This is a genomic window from Dickeya aquatica (genome assembly GCF_900095885.1).
In the GTDB taxonomy this organism is placed as follows: domain Bacteria; phylum Pseudomonadota; class Gammaproteobacteria; order Enterobacterales; family Enterobacteriaceae; genus Dickeya; species Dickeya aquatica.
The window spans coordinates 4,231,452-4,249,511 of record NZ_LT615367.1 but is presented as its reverse complement, the minus strand read 5'-3'; the positions used below and the strand labels follow the sequence as shown (position 1 = coordinate 4,249,511).

Sequence of the window (18,060 nt, the reverse complement as noted above, 5' to 3'; positions counted from 1 at the left end):
TTATCCTGCTACGATATTTTTCTTACCCGGAACGAAGTATTTAGTATGTTTATTAAGGTCGCGGACGTTAACTGTTTTCATTAACCAGCGATTTTTTAGCGCGTCATGATTATTAATCTTACGAACTTCCTTATTATGAAGGCAATCATTGTTAGCTGCCCCCATAAATAATCCCGGTGAAATGAAAACAGGAATTTTCACATCATGAATGGCCTGTTGCAGTTTAGCAATGGCCGCTTTTGCTATTTCATTGATGCCTTGGGTTCTGTTTTCGAAATAGCGGATATCTGTTGGTGTCGCCCCTCCGAGCACCGGATGAATGTCAGCCTCACCCAGCTCGATATGGCTTTTATGCGTAGAAAGGTCGTCAAACGGTGTGTGAAAGAGTTTTTCTCTGAGTATGCTTTTTGTTTCACTGGAAAGCGTTGACAAGATATCAATATTACGAGAAAAACAGGTATAAATTTCATTTTCACTGCTATTGCGTAACCCGAGAATATTGACCCAATCGGGCCTGACGAAGTGGTTCGCCAGATCTTTATGGAAAAATATTTCGCTCAACGCTTTCTGGGACTGGCTGTTTTGAAGATCTTCTTTGGGATGAATATCCTGAAAAACATCACCGTCATTGACGTTCATATACCCAATCGGGCTCTGGTTTAGAAGTATGGCGCTTAACCCCAGCATTCCTTCTGCTATATACGTCTTCTTGAAATTACGTTTTTCTTCGACAGGATTCTTAAAGCCCAGCCAGGGTAATTCGGCATCTATTGGACAGTTGGCGAAAACAGTATAAGGAGATTCATATTCATCATCCTTCCTTTTATTTTCACAGTGAACCAGGAATCTTTCCGGCACTTCACCATTTCGCACAATAGTAGCCACTGCTGCCATGAATGCATCATATTGCTGATACGGATTAATGGTTATTTTATTAAGTAATTCGTATGTCTTAATCTTTTCAGTATCAGAAAATGCGAACTGAATAACTTCCGAATTGTTCATTGTCCTTTACCTTGATTGTTAAATGGCTTGATAATGTGTTTGTTATGATTATGTTTATAAAGAAACATAAACGTATCAAATCATATTAGCCAAAACAACCTTTCAGCAGAGAGGCAGGAGTGTGCTGACAGGTTGTTATTCCATGAAAATGATTATTAAGGTGATTTGTTGTTTATTGTTTTCAAATAAAGAATAAAAAACCGATAAAAGCGCAAGAATAAACTTATTTATCTGAGTTCACGGGTGGCCAGCAAGAGGGTGATATTAGCATTGTTAATGTTTGGTTTGCTTTTTTTGTAAAAGTCAAGCGTGGCACGTTACGTAATTGAGCGGTCGGCACTGTTTTATTTAGCATTGACTGAAAAGGCGGCAATGGCCGCCTTTTCCTTAATTGCGGTACAGCACTTTGATAATGTGATAGCCGAACTGGGTTTTCACCGGGCCGATGGGCTTGAGCAGTTCGCAGGAAAATACCGCTTTATCAAAATCCGGCACCATATCGCCTTTGCGGAATTCACCCAGGTCGCCGCCGTTACGTTTTGACGGGCAGGTGGAGTATTTTTTTGCTAACTGCTGAAAATCCGCGCCTTTTTCCAGTTTAGCGAGAATATCAGTGGCTTGTTGCTCGGTATCCACCAGAATGTGCAGTGCTGCTGCGGTATTTGCCATCGTTGCGCTCCTTTGAGCTAAGAGAAAGCGAAGGTTAGACGCCACAGCCTACCACCCACGGGAAATGAAAGGAAATGCGGGGCGTCTTCAGAAGCCACGCAATGACGCTCTCCCGCGCCCGAACTTTTGCTACACTCCGCTTCTGTTACAATCCCTTTCTGTTTGATAGTCGGGTAACTCACCATGCGCATGAACCCCAGCCAACAACACGCCGTTGAATTTGTGACCGGGCCCTGTCTGGTCTTAGCGGGGGCAGGGTCGGGAAAAACCCGTGTCATCACCCAAAAGATTGCCCACTTAATTCGTGCCTGTGGCTATCAGGCACGCCACATTGCTGCCGTTACCTTTACCAATAAAGCGGCGCGTGAGATGAAAGAGCGTGTGGCACAGACACTGGGGCGGCAGGAAACGCGTGGCCTGCTGATAGCCACTTTCCATACGCTCGGGCTTGAGATAATCAAGCGCGAATATGCCGCACTGGGCATGAAATCCAACTTTTCGCTGTTTGACGATCAAGACCAGCTGGCGCTGCTCAAAGAGCTGACCGAGCCGTGGTTACAGCAGGACAAAGACCAACTGCAACAGCTGATTTCGACGTTGTCGAACTGGAAAAACGACCTGATTGACCCGGCGCAGGCGGCGGCTGGCGCGCGCACTGAGCGCGACCAGCTGTTTGCGCACTGCTACCGTTTGTATAACGAACACCTGCGCGCCTGTAATGTGCTGGATTTTGACGATCTCATCCTGCTGCCGACGCTGCTGCTAAAACGCAATGAAGAGGTGCGCGAGCGTTGGCAAAACCGCCTGCGTTATCTGCTGGTGGATGAATATCAGGACACCAACACCAGCCAGTATGAACTGGTGAAACTGCTGGTTGGCAGCCGGGCGCGCTTTACCGTGGTCGGTGATGATGACCAGTCGATTTACTCCTGGCGCGGTGCCCGCCCGCAAAACCTGTCGCTGTTGCAGCAAGATTTCCCGCAGTTGCAGGTGGTGAAACTGGAGCAGAATTACCGCTCTTCCGGGCGCATCCTGAAAGCGGCCAACATCCTGATTGCCAACAACCCGCATGTGTTCGAAAAGCGGCTCTACTCTGAGCTCGGTTACGGTGAGGTGCTGAAAATCATCACCGCCAACAATGAAGATCACGAAGCCGAACGGGTGGTTGGCGAGCTTATCGCCCACCACTTCATTCAAAAAACCCAGTACGGCGATTACGCCATTTTGTATCGCGGCAACCATCAGTCCCGGTTATTTGAAAAGGTACTGATGCAAAACCGTATTCCCTATCGCATTTCTGGCGGTACGTCATTTTTCTCACGCCCGGAAATCAAAGATTTGCTGGCGTATCTGCGGGTGTTAACCAACCCGGATGATGACAGCGCTTTCTTGCGCATCGTCAACACGCCAAAACGGGAGATTGGCCCGGCCACGCTGCAAAAGCTCGGGGAGTGGGCGAGCCAGCGTAATCGCAGCCTGTTCAGCGCCAGCTTTGATGTCGGGCTGGCCCAGCGCCTGAGCGGGCGCGGGCTCGAATCATTGCAGCGTTTCACCGGCTGGATGGCGGATATCGCCCGGCTGTCAGAGCGTGAGCCGGTGAATGCCGCGCGTGATTTAATTCGCGGGCTGGATTACGAAAGCTGGTTATATGAAACCTCACCCAGCCCGAAAGCGGCAGAAATGCGCATGAAAAACGTCAACCTGCTGTTTACCTGGATGACGGAAATGCTCGAAGGCAGCGATCTTGACGAGCCGATGACGCTCACGCAGGTGGTGACGCGTTTCACCCTGCGCGACATGATGGAGCGTAACGAAGCGCAAGAAGATCGCGATCAGGTGCAACTGATGACGTTGCATGCCTCGAAAGGCCTGGAGTTCCCTTATGTCTATCTGGTGGGCATGGAAGAAGGATTGCTGCCACATCAAACCAGTATGGATGAAGATAATGTCGATGAAGAGCGGCGGCTGGCTTACGTCGGCATTACGCGGGCACAAAAAGAGCTGACGTTTACCCTGTGCCGTGAGCGACGCCAGTATGGCGAGCTGATTCGCCCGGAACCCAGCCGATTTCTGCTGGAATTGCCGCAGGATGATGTGATGTGGGAAACCGAGCGCAAGGTGGTGAGCGCGCAAGAGCGGATGCAAAAAGGGCAAAACCATTTGGCCAATTTACGCGCACAACTGGCGAAAGCCAGAGACAAGGAGTAACGCGCGTCAGCGGTGGGTGTGATATCTATTCATACCTCGCGGCGATCGCCATGATATACGATAAAAAGAAAACGCCGGGCAGGGTGCCCGGCGTTGGTATCGCATTTGCCAGATTTGCTCGCGCCTTACTGTGTCACCAGTTTGCCGTCTACCGAGACGTTTTTCACCGTACCAAATTTCCACGGTGAGGTGCCGCTAGTCAGGTTGCTGAACGTCAGGTTGTTAAACTGACTGTCGCTCAGGTCGCCGATAGAGGTGGGGGACACGCCGCTGAATTTGATGTTGTTGAAGATAAACTGGCTGTGCCAGATCCCTTTCGCGCTGTCGCCGACGATTTCAATCGCCGGGCTCTTGCCGGTGCTGTTCTGCACGGTGACGTTTTTCACTGTGAAATCATAGAAACGAGCAGGCACTTTGGCGGCGGTATAGTCAAGGGTGCCGTTGCTGTCGCTGTAACTTAACGTGACGATAACAGCCTGTTTAGCGAGGCTTTTCATCGCGGTATTACGGAAAACGATGCCGTGAGCACCGCCGCCGATGGCCGGGGCACTCTTGGCGCGTAAACCGATGTCGTTCTGGCTGACCACGTTGTTTTCTGCCAGGACGTCAACAATGCCAGCGCCGGTATGGCTGCCCAGCACGACGGCACCGTGGCCGTGGCGGAAGTAGTTGTTAAACAGCCACGCCGTTTGCGCAGGCTCCAGACTCTGAGCCTCCTGACCGACGCCTGCCGCGAAGTTGATGCTGTCATCACCGGTATCGAACACGCTGTTGAAGACCATCACGTTCTGGCTGTTGCCGAATTCGACGCCATCGCCATTGTTGGCATTATAGGTCTGGTGGGTCACACCGTTTTCCACAACGTTCTTGCTTTCCAGGAACATAATGCCGTGGTTCGCCGGGTTGCGAATGGTGACGTCAGCCACGTAAACATTTTGCACACCGCGCAGGGTAACCAGGCTCGAGCGGCGCTGGCTATAGGCATCTGCTTTGCTCATACCGGTCGCAACAGCGGCGGCGACCTGGTTTTTCGCCAGAATCCCGTCGGTGCTGACTTTGCTGTTATCACTCTTCACATACTGCGGCAGGCTATTGCCCAGCTCATCTTTCGCATCGGCCGCGCGTTTCCAGCCGTTACCGTCAATCACGCCTTTACCGACGATACGGATATTTTTAAAGGTGCCGACGGCAGAGCTGTTCTTGTCGATGGCGTTCAGCAATGAGGCCGGGCGCACCTGAGAGACGTAGCTATAAATTTTGTAAGCGTCAGGGTAATCGGCGGCGTTGTCAGAGCCCAGCAAGGTTGCGCCCTGCACCAGGTTCAGCGTCATATCACTTTTCAGCCACAGTGCGCCGGTTTTGAACACCCCGGCAGGCACATCGATACGGCAGCCGACCGGGCAGGCATCGATCGCTTTTTGAATCGCGCTGGTGTTGAGCGTGGTGCCATCACCCTTAGCGCCGTATTTGGTGATATCAATAACCGGTGGTACTGCGGTGGTGGTTGCCGTCACGGCATTGCTGTCAGCCGAGGTCGTGCCATCGGCATACACCGCCCGCACGGTAAAATGATAATCACTGCTGGCTTTCAGGCCGTCAATTTTGGCGTTTTGTACCACGATGCGGCGATGAAAACTGCTGGTGTCACTTTTATAAAAAGCACTGATATAGGGTTTGGCTGGCGAGTTCTTGTCATTGTTCTGGCTGGCAAGCCCGACCAACTGACCATTTTGGTAGATCTGATAATCGGTGATGTTGGAGGTATCCTCCGGCGCATCCCAGGCCAGCACCACGCTGTGGTCATCGCTGGATAAGGTGGGCACCTGCAATTTCTGCGGCGCTTGTGCGCTGGTTGCCGCCGCCAGTGCCGAGGTGCTGATCAGGCATACCGATACCATCGACGCGAGTACCGTGCGCCGTGAGAATATGATGTTTTTCATCCTTGTTCCTTTATTTCTTAATCAGATAGTCTCTTGAATCCGGTCATGCGTTTAACCGGGTGATAGCACAGGTTTCAGTTCGGACAACGCGCTGCATGCACACAGAAACAGTGTTTTATAAAAATACATCCCGTATTTCTTTTTTCCCGTAAGGGGAGTCACAGTTCAGGCAGGCTAATAAAAGAAAGGGGTAACGAATTGTTACCCCAGATGACATGAGATGGCGGGTGTTTCAGATGGCGTGTTCTTCAATGATGAGCGACCAGTGGACATAACTTTGCCACAGGCTTTCTTGCGACAGGGTTTCCGCTCGCAACGGGTGCTTATCCAGCCAGCCCGAGGGTAAAATCACCCGCAGGGTTTCGCCTTCTACTCGCAGGCGCACAGCGGGTAGCGTATCGTCACGGCGTCGGCTGGCAAAAATAATCGCCAGACGCAGCAGGCGGCACAGCCGTTGTGCCAGATTGACGGGTAGCGCGTTTTGCTGGGTTAGCGGGATAGGGTCGATGGTGTTGCTCTGATTTTGCAGTAGCGTTGCCAGCAGTTTTTTCTGTGCCGGAGTGAAGCCAGGTAAATCGCTATGACGAATAAGGTAAGCGGCATGCTGTGGAGCCTGACGAAAATCGACGCCCAGACCGATTTCATGCACCAGGCAGGCACTGGCTAATAGCTCCCGACATCGGTTGTCGAGCTGCCAGTCACGGGCTACCTGTTGCAGGAAGTTATCGGCCAGCGCTTTCACTCTCTGTGCCTGGTCGCTATCTAACAGGTAACGTCGTTGCAGGTTGTGTAATGTGCGGTGGCGAATGTCTTGCTCTATCGGCAACTGGAGCATGCTGTAGACCAGCCCTTCACGCAGCGCCCCGCCGGCCAGCGTCATGGAGTCGATATCCAGTTCCTGAAAAATGGCCAGCAGAATGGATAAACCGCTTGGGAATACCAGCGCCCGTTCCAGCGTCAGCCCTTCAATTTCCAGCTCTTCCAGTTTGCTGCATTGAATCGCCCGTTGCCGGAGCTGGCGTAATTTACCGAGGGTGATGTATTCATCCATCCCCTGCGCCACCATGATCTCCTGCAAGGCTTGCACGGTGCCGGACGCGCCGACACAAATTTGCCAGCCTTGCTGGCGCAATACTGCGGTTATCGGGCGCAGCATTTCACGGGCGGCCTGCTCGGCGCGGTCAAAGTGTGCCTGAGTGAGGTTGCGGTCGGCAAAGTAACGCTCAAGCCAGGTGACACAGCCCATTGGCAGGCTAAATAACTGCGTGTGGTTAGACCCGCAGCCGGTGGCAAGCTCGGTACTGCCGCCGCCGATATCGACGACCAGCCGTTGTTCCGGGCCACCGGTGGTATGCGCAACACCCTGATAAATTAACCGGGCTTCTTCTTCACCGCTGATAACCTGAATCGGCAGGCCAAGAATCTGGCTGGCGCGTGCCAAAAACTCATCGGCATTAATCGCAAGCCTCAGCGTCGCGGTGGCGACAACGCGCACTTGTTGCGGCGGAATGTCTTGCAGTCGTTCAGAAAACAGCGCCAGACACTGCCAGCCGCGTTGCATCGCTTCTGACGAGAGCCGGTTGTTGCCATCCAGTCCGGCGGCCAGCCGGACTTTGCGCTTGATGCGTGCCAGCGTTTGTACGCTACCGGCCACTTCACGCACCACCAGCATATGAAAGCTGTTAGACCCTAAATCAATCGCGGCATAGAGAGAAGAAGCGCTTGGCATATCGGCCACTCAACCCGGTCGTTTACGATTATGATTACTGCGAGGCGCACCGCTGCGGCGCGGTGCACCGGGGCGACGAGGGCCACCGGCAGAGCGCGGGCGGCTCAGGCGCTTCGGCTGCGGTAACTCGGCCAGCAGGGCATCGCTGTTGTACTTGCTCACCGGAATGCGGTGGCCAATATAGGTTTCGATAGCTGGCAGATTCAGCGCGTATTCTTCACAGGCCAGGCTGATGGAAAACCCGCTGGCTCCGGCGCGTCCGGTACGGCCGATACGGTGCACGTAATCTTCACAGTCATCCGGTAAGTCGTAATTGAAGACATGGGTGACAGCAGGAATGTGCAAGCCGCGTGCGGCAACGTCAGTTGCGACCAGAATATCCAGATTGCCTTGTGTAAAGTCGTCCAGAATACGCAGGCGTTTTTTCTGCGCGACATCGCCGGTCAGCAGCCCGACACGATGGCCGTCTGCCGCCAGGTGGCCCCAGATATCCTCACAGCGATGTTTGGTGTTGGCAAACACGATGCAGCGATCCGGCCACTCTTCTTCGATAAGCGTCTGCAACAGGCGCATCTTTTCTTCGTTAGACGGATAAAACAGCTCTTCTTTGATCCGGTGGCCCGTTTTTTGTTCCGGTTCCACTTCGACATACTCGGCGTTGTTCATCTGCTCGAAGGCCAGTTCGCGCACACGATACGACAACGTGGCGGAAAACAGCATGTTCAGGCGCTGATTGGCCGCGGGCATCCGACGAAATAGCCAGCGAATATCTTTAATGAAACCCAGATCGTACATGCGATCAGCTTCATCGAGTACCACGACCTGAATCGCCCCCAGATGGATGTGATTCTGTTTGGCATAATCGATTAAACGACCGGTTGTGCCAATCAGAATATCGACACCGTCTTCCAGCACTTTTAGCTGTTTATCGTAGCCGTCGCCGCCGTAAGCCAGCCCGAGCCGTAACCCGGTTATTTTCGCCAACGCTTCGGCATCAGAGTGGATCTGCACGGCCAGCTCACGCGTCGGTGCCATAATCAGGGCACGGGGTTGATTGGTCTGGTGGTCAGCAGGTGCAGGGTGGGTCAGCAGATGATGAAAAGTAGACGCCAGAAATGCCAGCGTCTTGCCCGTTCCTGTTTGCGCCTGACCTGCCACGTCACGACCAGACAGCGTCAGCGGCAAAGCCAGCGCTTGAATGGGCGTACAGTTATGAAAGCCTTTATTTTCAAGAGCTTCAATAACCTGCGGATGCAGTGCGAAGTCGGAAAACTTCTGTTCGGTTAAGTGTGTTTTGCTCATAGCGTGGTAGAATATCAGTTAACTATTGCTTTACGAAAGCGTATCCAGTGAAATAAAGTCAACCTATAGTTGGTTAATGCTACACCAACTGGATAGCGATAATCCTGCGGAGTAAAACATGAGCGATAAAATTATTCATCTGACAGACGACAGTTTCGAGACCGACGTATTGCAGTCTGCACACGTCACACTGGTTGATTTCTGGGCTGACTGGTGTGGTCCCTGTAAAATGATTGCTCCGATTCTCGACGAAATCGCCGATGAGTACGAAGGCAAGCTGAAGATTGCCAAGCTCAACATTGATGAAAACCCGGCGACGGCACCGAAATATGGCATCCGTGGCATTCCTACTCTGCTGCTGTTCAAGAATGGCGAAGTGGCAGCAACGAAAGTGGGTGCGCTGTCGAAAGGCCAGTTAAAAGAGTTTCTGAACGCCAATCTGTAATTCGTCACGCAAATCAGCTCCCGGGCGACAGCGGACGATGAGATTTTCTCATTCTGACCGCTGGACGCCCAACGGGAAGCATGCTAGATTCGTCGATACTGCATACCGTACTTACCTATAGTTTGAGTCCCTCTGGGCTTGAGCCTGAAGTTAGAATCTAAAGCTTTATTCTGTACCAAGATCAAAAAATCATCACTTTACATAAAGTTATTATTTTGATCCGGTAATCTGACAGTTTTACATTAATTGGTTTTAAGGTGTCTTCGATCTCTTGCCGTGTTTATACAGCGTCAGTGCTTTTAGCCTGCGTGACACGGGTGTCTGGTGGTTGAAGGCTGTTAAGCGGCATGGGTTTCCTGCCATACCATTCACGTTAATAGTTCGAGATTTACCCCGAGTTTAAGAACCCACCATTATGAATCTTACCGAATTAAAGAATACGCCAGTATCTGAATTGATTACTCTTGGCGAAAATATGGGGCTGGAGAATCTGGCTCGCATGCGTAAACAGGATATTATTTTCGCTATCCTTAAGCAGCACGCGAAAAGTGGTGAAGATATCTTTGGCGATGGCGTACTGGAAATATTGCAGGATGGTTTTGGATTCCTCCGCTCCGCAGACAGTTCCTACCTCGCCGGCCCTGATGACATCTACGTTTCCCCAAGCCAAATCCGACGCTTTAACCTCCGCACTGGTGATACCATTTCCGGTAAGATCCGCCCGCCAAAAGAGGGTGAACGTTATTTTGCGCTGTTGAAAGTTAACGAAGTTAACTATGACAAACCGGAAAATGCCCGCAGCAAGATTCTGTTTGAAAACCTGACGCCGCTGCATGCCAATTCACGTTTGCGCATGGAACGGGGTAACGGTTCAACCGAAGACTTGACGGCTCGTGTGCTGGATTTGGCTTCACCGATTGGCCGTGGCCAGCGTGGTCTGATTGTGGCACCGCCGAAAGCCGGTAAAACCATGTTGCTGCAAAATATCGCCCAGAGCATTGCCTATAATCACCCCGATTGCGTGCTGATGGTGCTGCTGATTGACGAACGTCCGGAAGAAGTGACGGAAATGCAGCGTCTGGTGAAAGGCGAAGTCGTCGCATCAACCTTTGACGAGCCAGCCTCTCGCCATGTGCAGGTGGCTGAAATGGTGATTGAGAAGGCCAAACGCCTGGTTGAGCACAAGAAAGACGTTATCATTCTGCTCGACTCCATTACCCGTCTGGCGCGTGCCTACAACACCGTGGTGCCGGCTTCCGGCAAGGTGCTGACCGGTGGTGTGGATGCTAACGCCCTGCATCGTCCGAAGCGTTTCTTCGGTGCGGCGCGTAACGTTGAGGAAGGCGGTAGCCTGACTATCATCGCCACGGCGCTTATCGACACCGGTTCGAAGATGGACGAAGTGATTTACGAAGAGTTCAAAGGCACCGGTAACATGGAATTGCACCTGTCTCGCAAGATTGCCGAGAAGCGTGTGTTCCCGGCGATTGATTACAACCGCTCCGGTACGCGTAAAGAAGAGCTGCTCACTACGTCTGAAGAACTACAGAAGATGTGGATCTTGCGCAAAATCATTCATCCGATGGGTGAGATTGATGCGATGGAGTTCCTTATCAACAAACTGGCGATGACCAAAACCAATGATGAGTTCTTCGATATGATGAAGCGCTCATAACGTTTTGACTGTGAATGCAGGGTCGTTACCTGCATTTACGCCGCAAAATAATGACGCCACGGCAACGTGGCGTTTTTTTTGCCTTCAATTCAGGCCGTGCAGCGTATGACTTGCCTGATGACCGTCAGATTATCGCTATGTACCGCAACAGACGTTTCTGAAAACGCGGCCTTTGCCCCCAAGGCTCGAATGATTCCCGGTAGTATGGGTCGTGCGATATTGTGAAGTATGACGGGTGTATCATGATAAATGTTCCATTGTTCGCCATGCTGCTGTTTGTCGTATTACTGTGTGCCTTCTGTGCATTGTTACTGGCGCGCGGAGTGGCAAGGAAAGTGGGGCTGGTTGACCGACCCAATCACCGCAAACATCATCATGGCGTGATTCCGTTGGTGGGGGGCTGTCGGTTTTTAGCGGTATCAGCTCGCTGTTTGCTCTTCTCCGTTCCCCTGCCGGGCTTTTTTGCGTACTTATCTGGAATGAGCATACTGATGCTGGTCGGTATGCTGGATGATCGTTTTGAAGTGAGTGTGGCATGGCGTGTTGCCGCTCAGGCTGTTGCTGCCATGATAATGATGATACCTGGCGGCCTGACGTTACAGCATCTGGGGTATATCCTCGGGCCGGACTGGGATATCGAATTGGGGTGGCTGAATTATCCGATAACGGTGTGCGTCGTTTGGGCGGCGATTAATGCGTTTAACATGATTGACGGTATTGATGGCCTGTTGGGCGGGCTTTCCTGTGTCTCGTTCATGGCGCTGGGTGTTTTGTTTTATCATCACGGTGATAGCGCCTTGGTGCTCTGGAGTATGGCGATGATCGCCGCGTTGTTGCCTTACTGCGGGCTGAATCTCGGCATATTTGGACGGCGTTATAAAGTTTTCATGGGTGATGCCGGCAGCACGATGGTGGGGTTTAGTGTAATTTGGCTGCTGTTACAAGGCTCTCAGGGAGAAAACGCATCGTTGCGGCCTGTTACTGCGCTGTGGGTCATGGCGATTCCGTTGATGGATCTGGTGGCCATTATTTACCGCCGCTTGCGCCGGGGCCACAGTCTGTTTTTGGCCGACCGTCAGCACATCCACCATTTATTGATGCGGGCCGGGTGGTCTTCCCGTCAGGCATGCGGGCTGATTACGCTGTGCGCCGCGTTACTGGCGGCGGCAGGGATTAGCGCAGAGCTGCTGGCGATACCGGAATACCTGATGCTGGCCGCTTTCCTGCTGGTGTTTGGTTGTTATGGCTATGGCATCAAAGGCTCGTGGCGGTTAGCGCGTATCAGGCGGCGTATGCAGCGTCATGCAAGCAGGCAGCCGTTAGCGTGAGCCGTGTTAATGCGGCGTATAGCGAATTGCCGCACGTTCGTCACTGACGATATCCGTTGTCTGAAACCCGTGATACCCTGCGCCAGAATATTGATCATGCACCGGTATTAGCCTGTGAAAGTGTTGACAGTTTTTGGCACCCGCCCTGAGGCGATCAAAATGGCTCCGGTTATCCGGGCAATGGCTGAGGATAACTTCTTTGAACCGCGCGTGTGCGTAACGGCGCAGCATCGGGAGATGCTCGATCAGGTGCTGCGCCTGTTTGCCATTGTGCCGGATTACGATCTTGATATCATGCAACCCGATCAGAACCTGGCTCAGACGTCTGCGCGGATCCTGGCCGATCTGACGCCAGTGCTGACGCAGTGCCAACCGGACATGTTGCTGGTGCATGGCGATACCAGCACCACCTTGATGGCGAGCCTGGCGGCGTTTTATCAGCGCATTCCGGTCGCGCATATCGAAGCGGGGTTGCGCACCGGCTCTCTTGATTCCCCCTGGCCTGAAGAGGCCAATCGCCGTTTAACCAGCCAGCTCGCGGCTTACCATTTCGCGCCGACCCTGTCTGCCAGACAACACCTGTTGCAGGAAAATATTCCGGCATCACACATTTGGGTGACGGGTAACTCGGTGATTGATGCGTTGTTTTGGGTACGAGAGCGCATCGCCCATGATGCGCGCTTACAGCAGCAATTGAGCGAGCAGTACGCTTTTCTTGATAAGCGCCGTAAAACCGTACTCGTGACCAGCCATCGGCGAGAGAGCTTCGGCCGTGGCATCGGGCAGATTTGTCAGGCGCTGGCGACGCTGGCGCATCGCTACCCTGAGATACAAATTGTTTATCCGGTGCACCGCAATCCGCATGTTCTTGAGCCGGTGCGGCATATTCTCAGCGATATCGAGAATGTGTTTCTGATTGAACCGCAAGACTACCTGCCTTTTGTCTACCTGATGAGCCGTGCCTGGCTGATATTAACCGATTCAGGCGGTATTCAGGAGGAGGCTCCAGCTCTTGGCACGCCAGTGCTGGTGATGCGTGATAGCACTGAGCGCACAGAGGCGCAGGCGGCGGGCGCGTTAACGCTGGTCGGAACGTGCAGTGAGTCAATCGTCTATCATGTGTCCGCACTGCTGGGGGATGACGAGGCTTATCATGCGATGTGTCAGGCACACTCTCCCTATGGCGACGGGAAGGCCAGCCAACGTATTCTGTCGGTATTGAAAAAACACCGGGTAATGGCATGAGTATTGAGCGTATCTGCGTTATAGGGCTGGGGTATGTCGGCCTGCCGACGGCGGTTTTACTGGCAGGCGCAAGACGCCGGGTTTTTGGTGTAGATGTGAACCCGCGAGTGGTAGAGCAGGTCAACCGAGGCCATACTCATCTTGACGAGCCGGGGCTGGCGCAGGCGTTGGCGCAGGCGTGTGCGCAAGGTTATTTGCAGGCAGGCGAAAAGCCGACAGCCGCCGAGGCGTTTATTGTCGCGGTGCCAACCCCTGTTACGGCCGCGCACCAGCCTGACCTGGCGCAGGTGCAGGCGGCGGTATTATCGCTGGCACCGGTGCTAAAGCGCGGTGATGTGGTGATACTGGAATCGACTTCGCCGGTTGGCACCACCGAGAGTATGGCCGAGTGGCTGGCGCAGGCCCGCCCTGATTTGCGTTTCCCCCATCAGGCCGGTGAACCGGCGGATGTGCATCTGGCTTATTGCCCGGAGCGCGTACTGCCGGGGCGTATTATGAGCGAGCTGGTGAGCAATGACCGCGTGATTGGCGGCATGACGGCCGCTTGCTCGGCACGAGCCGGTGAATTGTATCGTCTCTTTATTGACGGCGAGTGTGTGATAACCGATGTGCGCACCGCCGAAATGTGCAAGCTGGTGGAAAATAGCTTTCGTGATGTCAACATCGCGTTTGCCAATGAGCTTTCGATGCTTTGTGCACAGCAACAGATCGATGTGTGGGAATTGATTCGCCTGGCTAACCGGCATCCGCGCGTGAATATTTTACAGCCGGGGCCGGGGGTCGGCGGGCACTGTGTGGCGGTGGACCCGTGGTTTCTGATAGCCCGTCACCCCGAGCAAACGCAGTTGATTCGCTGTGCCCGGACGGTTAATGACACCAAACCGCACTGGGTTGTGGAACAGGTAAAAATTGCGGTGGCGGATGCGTTGGCATGCAGGCAGCAGCCTGCCACTGAATTATGCATCGCCTGTTTGGGGCTGGCATTTAAAGCGGATGTGGCGGACTTGCGGGAAAGCCCGGCACTGGCCATCACACAGCAGATTGCCGCATGGCATGCAGGTAGCACCTGGGTGGTGGAGCCGAATCTGGCGCAATTACCGCCTGTGTTACAGGGCCATGCCGTCTTGGTGGATAGCACCCAGGCGCTGGCGGCGGCCGATATTCTGGTGGTGCTGGTTGATCATCGCCCATTCCGGGCGATCAAGCCTGAACAGGTGCGGCAGCGTTGGGTGGTGGATACCAAAGGGATCTGGCGCTAAACACCGGTCATAGTCTGACCTTAACCGGAGTTGACCTATGGTGATACATGCTGAAATTGATCCGCTGGTCTGGGAAAGTGAGTTTTTCCAGTGTGTCAGCGGTCGCCTGAAGTTTTCTGCCGATGCGCCTGCGCTGACGCCGCAGAGCCTGGATGCGTATCAACTGTGCCAGGCAAAGCTGGCTGCCGCAGAGTGGGTGACGGCAGATGCACTTGCTGAGCTGGGGTTTCGGCTGGCAGAAGGCGAGGTCGATTTCAGCATGCCGGTGGTGCCAGCGGCGCGTGCCGTGTTTGCGGTTGGCGTTCGACAGGCTGATGCTGAAGATATCCCGGCGCTGCGTAAGGCGGCATCGCGCAGCTTTGTATTAAGCCGTTTCCGTGTGCCGTGGTATCGGGCGGATGACTGCGGGCGCTTTTACGCCCGCTGGGTGGAAAAAGCCGTAGACGGTACATTTGATGATGCCTGTCTGGTGATTGAAGCGCCGGGCGATCGCCACGGGTTACAGGGGTTTGTCACACTACGTCAAACCTCACCGCAGGCGGCGCGTATCGGTGTGCTGTCGGCCTGGCCGGGGATGACCGGGCAAGGCATTGGTCAGCGCCTGATGCAGATGGCGCGAGTCTGGTGCCAGCAACGCGGCATTCGCCGTCTTGCGGTGGCGACGCAAACCAGTAATCTGGCGGCGATACGGCTCTATTTACGCAGTGGTGCCCGTGTGGAAAGCACGGCCTATTGGTTTTACCGCCAGCCCATATCTCAATAACGTATTGATTGATAACAACGTGAACCCGCGGCAGGTGACGACATGATCCCATTTAATGCGCCACCGGTGGTGGGAACGGAACTTGAGTACATGCGCGCCGCGATGCAAAGCGGCAAACTCAGCGGCGACGGTGAGTTTACCCGGCGTTGTCAGCACTGGCTGGAGCAGTATGCGGGCGCAGGCCGGGCGTTGTTGACGCCATCATGCACCGCCGCGCTGGAAATGGCGGCGTTGCTGCTCAATATCCAGCCGGGTGATGAAGTGATCATGCCGAGCTACACCTTCGTGTCCACCGCCAATGCCTTTGTGCTGCGCGGGGCGACCATCGTCTTTGTCGATATCCGACCCGATACACTCAATATTAATGACGCGCTGATTGAAGCGGCCATCACCGCCCGGACGCGAGCGATCGTGGTGGTGCATTACGCCGGGGTCAGCGCGCAGATGGACAGCATCTTGTCGCTGGCGCAGCGCTACGGGTTATGGGTGGTCGAAGATGCGGCTCAGGGGCTGACGTCCCGCTATCAGGGCAGAGCGCTTGGGGCGATAGGCCATATCGGCTGCTTTAGCTTTCACGAAACCAAGAACTACACCGCTGGCGGCGAAGGCGGTGCCATCATGATTAATGACCCGTCGCTGGTCGAGCGTGCAGAAATTGTGCGTGAGAAAGGCACCAACCGCAGCCAGTTTTTTCGTGGTCAGGTGGATAAATACACCTGGCGAGATCTTGGCTCCAGCTATCTGATGGCGGAAGTGCAGGCGGCATACCTGTGGGGCCAACTGGAGGCGTCAGCCGTTATCCAGACGCGGCGTCAGGCAGTGTGGCAGCGTTATTGGCAGGCGCTGTCGCCGCTGGCGCAGGCCGGTCGCGTTATCCTGCCGGTGGTGCCGCCAGCGTGTCAGCACAATGCTCATCTGTTCTACCTGCGCCTGCGTGATGAGCGCGAACGCACGGCCTTCATCCGGCAGATGCAGGCTGCCGGGATCCTGGCGGTATTCCATTATGTGCCGTTACACCAAAGCCCGGCAGGCCAGCGTTATGGGCGCTTTGTCGGAGAAGACCGTTACACCAGTCTTGAAAGCGCGCGGCTGGTGCGCCTGCCGCTGTTTTATAACCTGTCTGATGCCAGTCAGCAGGCAGTGATTGACGCGGTGTTAGGGTTTTTCGCCTGATGTCGCTGGCACGAGCGTCACTCTGGACGGCGGCGTCCACGCTGGTCAAACTTGGCACCGGGCTGGTGGTGATAAAACTGCTCGCGCTGCTGTTTGGCCCGCAGGGCGTCGGGCTTGCGGGGAATTACCGTCAGTTGATTACCGTGCTGGGTGTGATGGCCGGAGCCGGTATTGCCAACGGGGTGACGCGGCTTGTGGCGAGTGCGGCGGCGGCTCATCATCCACCGCAAGGGTTAGGTACTGCGGTGACGCTGGCAATCGGGTTTTCGCTGTTACTGGCGGCCGGGCTAGGGTGGCAGGCCGCGCGGATATCGCGCCTGCTGTTTGGTGATGAGGATTACGTTTCGGTGATACGGGTGCTGGCCGGGTTGCAACCGGGCATCGCCGCCGCCAGTGTGCTGCTGGCGGCGCTGAAAGGGTTTCAGGATGCACCGGGTAGCGCACGGGTAGTCGTGGCAGCCAGCCTGGCAGGCGTGCTGGCGTATGGCATTTGCCTTGGCGTGTGGGGCTATCAGGGGGCGTTGATAGGGCTGGCGCTGATGCCTGCGCTGGGGGTGGTGCCTGCCTTTTTCATCCTGAAACGGCACATACCAATGAGTTTGCAAGCACTGACGCCATTGTGGTCGTGGCCGCATGTGCGACAGCTCTCCCGTTTTAGTCTGATGACGCTCATCACCGTGCTGACGCTGCCTGCTGCCTACCTGTTGATGCGTAATCAACTGGCCGCACTCGATGGCTGGCACGCCGTCGGGATGTGGCAGGGCGCGAGCCTACTCTCAGATGCCTGGCTGTCGCTGATAACCGCATCCTTTAGCGTTTATCTGCTGCCTGCTTTGTCGGGGCATCAACACAAGTCGGCGATTTGTCGTGAAGTGCTTCAGGCGCTGCGCTTTGTCATGATACTGGCAGCTGGGATGGCAGCCGTTATCTGGCTGTTGCGCGACGCGGTGATAAGGCTGCTGTTTTCTGCTGACTTCCTGCCGATGCGTGACCTGCTTGCCTTCCAGTTAGCAGGCGATGTGTTGAAAGTGAGTGCTTACGTTTTTGGTTATCTGGTGCTGGCGAAAGCCTCGCTGCGCTATTATTGGCTGGCGGAAATCAGCCAGTTTTTGTTATTGACCGGCTTTGCCCGATGGCTGATCCCCAAACAGGGGGCACTGGGGGCATCGCAGGCGTATTTATTGAGTTATCTGGTTTACTTCCTGCTGTGCAGCGCTATTTTTTGGCGCTATTGCCGACAACGCTGATCGAGCGGCAATCGCGGTGAGTGCATGGGGTAACACAGATAGAACAGGTGAAGAGAACGTGCTGGTAACAAT

The 18,060-nt window shown here is 54.3% G+C and carries 14 protein-coding genes; 9 read left to right on the top strand and 5 right to left on the bottom strand.

Annotated features, from left to right (window positions below; translation table 11 throughout):
• Complete coding sequence (locus tag DAQ1742_RS19280) at positions 1-1,005, bottom strand: hypothetical protein (RefSeq protein ID WP_035344929.1); 1,005 nt, start codon at positions 1,003-1,005, stop codon at positions 1-3.
• 387 nt (positions 1,006-1,392) lie between these two features.
• Positions 1,393-1,674: a peptidylprolyl isomerase PpiC gene (gene ppiC, locus DAQ1742_RS19275; protein WP_035344927.1), complete on the bottom strand. Its 282-nt coding sequence runs from the start codon at positions 1,672-1,674 to the stop codon at positions 1,393-1,395.
• 183 nt (positions 1,675-1,857) lie between these two features.
• Here ppiC and rep point away from each other — a divergent pair, with 183 nt between their 5' ends.
• Entirely contained in the window at positions 1,858-3,882 is a 2,025-nt protein-coding gene (rep, locus tag DAQ1742_RS19270; RefSeq protein WP_035344924.1) for a DNA helicase Rep, read from the top strand.
• A gap of 125 nt (positions 3,883-4,007) precedes the next feature.
• On the opposite strand, the gene DAQ1742_RS19265 is transcribed toward rep, so the two are convergent.
• The 3 genes from DAQ1742_RS19265 to rhlB form a co-directional block, all read right to left on the bottom strand.
• On the bottom strand, positions 4,008-5,822 hold the full coding sequence (locus DAQ1742_RS19265; RefSeq protein ID WP_035344921.1) for a glycosyl hydrolase family 28 protein: 1,815 nt from the start codon (positions 5,820-5,822) through the stop codon (positions 4,008-4,010).
• A 232-nt stretch (positions 5,823-6,054) separates the two neighbouring features.
• Positions 6,055-7,551: an exopolyphosphatase gene (ppx, locus tag DAQ1742_RS19260; protein ID WP_035346397.1), complete on the bottom strand. Its 1,497-nt coding sequence runs from the start codon at positions 7,549-7,551 to the stop codon at positions 6,055-6,057.
• Positions 7,552-7,560: 9 nt separating this feature from the next.
• Complete coding sequence (rhlB, locus tag DAQ1742_RS19255) at positions 7,561-8,853, bottom strand: ATP-dependent RNA helicase RhlB (protein WP_067487368.1); 1,293 nt, start codon at positions 8,851-8,853, stop codon at positions 7,561-7,563.
• A 118-nt stretch (positions 8,854-8,971) separates the two neighbouring features.
• On the opposite strand from rhlB, the gene trxA reads away from it, so the two are divergent.
• The 8 genes from trxA (at position 8,972) to wzxE (ending at position 17,988) form a co-directional block, all read left to right on the top strand.
• Positions 8,972-9,298, top strand: coding sequence for a thioredoxin TrxA (gene trxA / locus DAQ1742_RS19250; protein ID WP_035344919.1), 327 nt, complete (start codon positions 8,972-8,974; stop codon positions 9,296-9,298).
• Positions 9,299-9,713: 415 nt separating this feature from the next.
• Positions 9,714-10,973, top strand: a complete 1,260-nt coding sequence (gene rho / locus DAQ1742_RS19245) for a transcription termination factor Rho (protein WP_012886501.1) — start codon at positions 9,714-9,716, stop codon at positions 10,971-10,973.
• Positions 10,974-11,218: 245 nt separating this feature from the next.
• On the top strand, positions 11,219-12,301 hold the full coding sequence (wecA, locus tag DAQ1742_RS19240) for a UDP-N-acetylglucosamine--undecaprenyl-phosphate N-acetylglucosaminephosphotransferase (protein WP_408609442.1): 1,083 nt from the start codon (positions 11,219-11,221) through the stop codon (positions 12,299-12,301).
• Between the two features lie 114 nt (positions 12,302-12,415).
• Positions 12,416-13,546: a non-hydrolyzing UDP-N-acetylglucosamine 2-epimerase gene (gene wecB, locus DAQ1742_RS19235; protein WP_035344916.1), complete on the top strand. Its 1,131-nt coding sequence runs from the start codon at positions 12,416-12,418 to the stop codon at positions 13,544-13,546.
• Positions 13,543-14,805, top strand: coding sequence for a UDP-N-acetyl-D-mannosamine dehydrogenase (gene wecC / locus DAQ1742_RS19230; protein ID WP_035344913.1), 1,263 nt, complete (start codon positions 13,543-13,545; stop codon positions 14,803-14,805). The genes wecB and wecC overlap by 4 nt, the downstream gene beginning before the upstream one ends.
• Before the next feature lie 37 nt (positions 14,806-14,842).
• On the top strand, positions 14,843-15,568 hold the full coding sequence (gene rffC, locus DAQ1742_RS19225) for a dTDP-4-amino-4,6-dideoxy-D-galactose acyltransferase (RefSeq protein ID WP_035344910.1): 726 nt from the start codon (positions 14,843-14,845) through the stop codon (positions 15,566-15,568).
• 42 nt (positions 15,569-15,610) lie between these two features.
• A complete protein-coding gene (gene rffA / locus DAQ1742_RS19220) occupies positions 15,611-16,741 on the top strand; it encodes a dTDP-4-amino-4,6-dideoxygalactose transaminase (protein WP_035344907.1) in 1,131 nt (376 codons plus the stop codon).
• Positions 16,741-17,988: a lipid III flippase WzxE gene (gene wzxE / locus DAQ1742_RS19215; RefSeq protein ID WP_035344904.1), complete on the top strand. Its 1,248-nt coding sequence runs from the start codon at positions 16,741-16,743 to the stop codon at positions 17,986-17,988. The genes rffA and wzxE overlap by 1 nt, the downstream gene beginning before the upstream one ends.
• Positions 17,989-18,060 lie beyond the last annotated feature (72 nt).